Below are 3,394 nucleotides of genomic sequence, written 5' to 3'. Positions count from 1 at the left end.
CCCAAAAAATGATTATGTCCCAACACCATACACCGGTAGTGAGAAAACTGCAGTTTTAAAGTACATGAATCAATTATCACCAACATTAGATGGTAAAATTAGTGATCATTTTTTCAATGTTACTAAGTAGAGGATGCTGAATGGAAATTAAACAACTAAATTTTACGTTTGTTGGTAACCCAGACAATGCGGTGGCAATGGCCGCTTACATGAAAAATAAGTTCGAATTTCTGGGACTTAAATCTGGTGATAGAAAAGAACAAAGTAAACTGTTTGTCAAAAAAAGTCGGCAAGTTAACATCGCGACACTGCAAGCCTGGATTGAAGAATTATATCAACGGACCGAACGAGAGTATCATTATTTGGCGATTGATTTGGCTGAGAAAAATGTTAAGCGGTGGACATTTGCAGATATAGTGACGTTCAAACAATTTATTACACAAAAAAGCTGGTGGGATTCAGTGGACCATTGGACTTCTGTCTTTGGCCAGTATATAAAACTGCATCCTGAACAAAAAGAAAAGATATTCACTCTGTTTTTCAAAAGTTCCAACATGTGGGAGCGACGAGTTGCGATTACGTTACAGTTAAAAGAAAAGGATCAAGTGGATACGGGGATGCTGACGGCGGCAATTTTATTTGACCAATTCACTGATGAATTTTTTATTCAAAAAGCGATTGGTTGGGCTTTACGGCAGTATAGTAAGTTCAATCCTGGTTGGGTGCTTCAATTTTTAAATGAACATCAGTTGAGTAATTTAGCAGATCGCGAAGGTAGCAAGTATCTTTAATTGCAGGACGTCAAACTAAAATAAACCACTATTGTTGGGTGTTAAGCCAACTTCAGCGGTTTATTTTTTACATTATTATTTTTTAGCAGGCCACAGCAAATGACTCACGCAGCCTAGAATCATTCCCGCAAACATCATATACATGGCAAAATCCATGTGCATTTGGACCATGCCAATCAAGCCAATGATATACAAGAGAAATTCAATTAAATGAATTATTCGCATTTTGAGCTCCTAATCGACCCGTTTAATTTTACCGACTGCAATGGGCAAGGTCACGTGGGCATCAAAATCTGCGACCATTCCAGCAACAGTATCTGGTAATTCTAGGCTTTGTGGTACGCCATGGATGTAGATTACTCGTTTGTCTAATTGCAAATTTTTGCTACCAAATGCAGCTTCAAAGTTTGTCTGTAGTGTTGGCAGCGGAACAACCTTAGTATAAGAAAAATGGCCATTATCGTCTGAAACTGGATAACGATCGTGGGGGATGTCCATATTTTCAGGAGCATCGTCGAATGGGACCATTGTTGTGCCAGAAACGGGTTCAGTTTCCATTAAATCAACAAAACCGTCATTGTTAGCATCTTGTACAATTGTGGCGATGTCAGCAGCTTTGCCATCTGGAAAACCGTGAAAATGCTCCCAGTGCTCTGTGTTAGCTGGCGTATCAAACATCTCGATTGTAATTGTTAATTGGTTGTTATCTTCAATAAAAGTGGCGGTGCCATGGGCGCTGGTACCAATCTTACCATCATTCAATGGAACAATTTCTGCTTTGTAGTTTGTCATAATGAAAATTCCTCCTTTATTAACTGCCTATAGTGTATAATCTGATTAAAGAAAATAAATTGATATATATCAATTTTTGGGGAAAAATTATGGAAAAACATTCTGCATTTGAATGTGTGCGCTCTGCACCAATTTTTGTGGGTTTAGACGACGATACAATTAATAAATTGACCACTATTTCGACGCATCAAGAAAAATTTCCTGCCGGCACGACATTGTACACTGCTGGGTCTGATGTTGATCGGCTATTGGTGATTGACCGTGGACGGATTAAGGTATATCGCTTGGATGAAGACGGACAGGAACAAATTTTATATTTCTTAGATGGTCATGCGGTTGATAGTGAAGCAGCGCTCTTTACGGATTCGACTCATCAAAATTTTGCAGAAACAGTTGAAGATTCGTTGGTTTGTTCAATTAGGAAGTCTGATTTTCAGAAATTATTGGGTAAAACACCGACATTAGCAGTGAGCATTATCAATGCATTTGGCAATCGCCTAACGGATCTGGAGAATCGTAGTGCTCGTTATGGCACGTTGACGGCACATGACCGCCTAGCGCAGTACTTGGAAGACACGGCAGGCCAAGTTGGTAGCCGATACTTTAAATTACCACTAAGTAAACGTGATTTGGCTAACTGGCTGAGTATCACACCGGAGACTCTGAGCCGCCAATTTGCAAAATTGACTCAAGAAAAGACAATTGTGATGGCTGGCAGAATGATTACGTTATTGTGAAATAGTGTTTCACGTGAAACAAAAAGCACTGGTAGTCGGTGTTGTGACTGACTTCCAGTGTTTTTATCTAACTAAATGATTTAAAATTGCAGTCGAGGCTGCTCGATAAAATTTTGGGTGTGCTCGGGCAACTCGTACAATCAGGCGGTCACCAAATGAATTAAAATAACGTTGTTTTGTTTTCATGTCGGTTGCCGCAGAGTAGAAAACGCGGGCTAAATCGGCAGAAGTGGCTGTAATTGTGCTGGTACTGCCATTGAAGAGTTGATCTACGCCATCGACAAATGGTTGATAGACAGAGTCTGGTTTGAGATTCTTCCGTACGTTATCCATCGTGATTGCGCCCCATGATGATTGGGTGCCTCCGGGTTGCACAATAACGGAACGAATACCGAATTTTTGTACTTCAACATCCAATGTATCGCTCCACTGTTGTAAAGCTGCCTTGGAAGCATGGTAGTAGGAGTTTAGTGGCATGTAGACGTCACCGCCAATTGATGAAATATTGACAATTCGGCCGCAGCCTTGCGCGCGCATGGATGGTAGCACTAACTTAGTTAGTTCAGCAGCACCAAAGAAATTGGTGTTAAACTGCTTGCGTGCATTTTCAATTGGTACATCTTCAATAGGGCCACCTTCGCCGTAACCAGCATTGTTGATTAAGACATCGATGTGTTGTTGTTCATCTAAAATAGTTTTGATAAATTGTTGATTTGATTGTGAGTCAGTGACGTCTAGTTTGAGTGCGTGCATGTTAGTTCCTGTCGGAATTTTTTCTACTCGGCGAGCACCGCCGTACACAGTCCATCCTCGTTTGGCAAATAGTTGTAAAGCTGCTTTGCCCATCCTGTTACTGGCGCCCGTAATTGCGACTACTTTTGTCATCGTATATTGTCTCCCATCTAGATTATGTTACTGTTATAACAGATATATTTTGAGCAAAGTGTACTCTCAGAGTTATTGCAATACAATCAATTTATCAGGCTTAAGTGAAAATAAAACTCAAGTATAAGATCAAATGCCAAAAAGTCTAAATAATCTATTTGAATTAAAATTAAGAGTCAATCTATTAGG

At 40.0% G+C, this 3,394-nt stretch carries 5 protein-coding genes; 2 read left to right on the top strand and 3 right to left on the bottom strand.

Annotation, left to right across the window (positions count from 1 at the left end; genetic code table 11):
• Positions 1-146: 146 nt before the first annotated feature.
• Entirely contained in the window at positions 147-791 is a 645-nt protein-coding gene (locus WDC_RS08930) for a DNA alkylation repair protein (RefSeq protein ID WP_044011518.1), read from the top strand.
• Positions 792-866: 75 nt separating this feature from the next.
• Here the strand turns inward: WDC_RS08930 and WDC_RS09680 are convergent, their stop codons facing one another.
• Positions 867-1,016, bottom strand: a complete 150-nt coding sequence (locus WDC_RS09680) for a hypothetical protein (protein WP_156127029.1) — start codon at positions 1,014-1,016, stop codon at positions 867-869.
• Between the two features lie 9 nt (positions 1,017-1,025).
• On the bottom strand, positions 1,026-1,583 hold the full coding sequence (locus WDC_RS08925; RefSeq protein WP_044011517.1) for a hypothetical protein: 558 nt from the start codon (positions 1,581-1,583) through the stop codon (positions 1,026-1,028).
• An 89-nt stretch (positions 1,584-1,672) separates the two neighbouring features.
• On the opposite strand from WDC_RS08925, the gene WDC_RS08920 reads away from it, so the two are divergent.
• Positions 1,673-2,320 (top strand): Crp/Fnr family transcriptional regulator, encoded by a 648-nt coding sequence (locus tag WDC_RS08920; RefSeq protein ID WP_044011516.1) that lies wholly within the window; start codon positions 1,673-1,675, stop codon positions 2,318-2,320.
• 63 nt (positions 2,321-2,383) lie between these two features.
• Here the strand turns inward: WDC_RS08920 and WDC_RS08915 are convergent, their stop codons facing one another.
• A complete protein-coding gene (locus WDC_RS08915) occupies positions 2,384-3,205 on the bottom strand; it encodes an SDR family NAD(P)-dependent oxidoreductase (protein WP_044011515.1) in 822 nt (273 codons plus the stop codon).
• Positions 3,206-3,394: the final 189 nt, after the last annotated feature.

Source organism: Paucilactobacillus wasatchensis, assembly GCF_000876205.1.
Classification (GTDB): Bacteria; Bacillota; Bacilli; order Lactobacillales; family Lactobacillaceae; genus Paucilactobacillus; species Paucilactobacillus wasatchensis.
The sequence above is the reverse complement of the archived record's forward strand: the minus strand, read 5'-3'. Positions and strand labels throughout refer to the sequence as shown.

Bases quoted from the DNA above. Each gene is read 5' to 3' on its own strand.
- WDC_RS08920 (WP_044011516.1), top strand. From the start codon at position 1,673: ATGGAAAAACATTCTGCATTTGAATGTGTGCGCTCTGCACCAATTTTT.
- WDC_RS08925 (WP_044011517.1), bottom strand. From the start codon at position 1,583: ATGACAAACTACAAAGCAGAAATTGTTCCATTGAATGATGGTAAGATT.
- WDC_RS09680 (WP_156127029.1), bottom strand. From the start codon at position 1,016: ATGCGAATAATTCATTTAATTGAATTTCTCTTGTATATCATTGGCTTG.
- WDC_RS08915 (WP_044011515.1), bottom strand. From the start codon at position 3,205: ATGACAAAAGTAGTCGCAATTACGGGCGCCAGTAACAGGATGGGCAAA.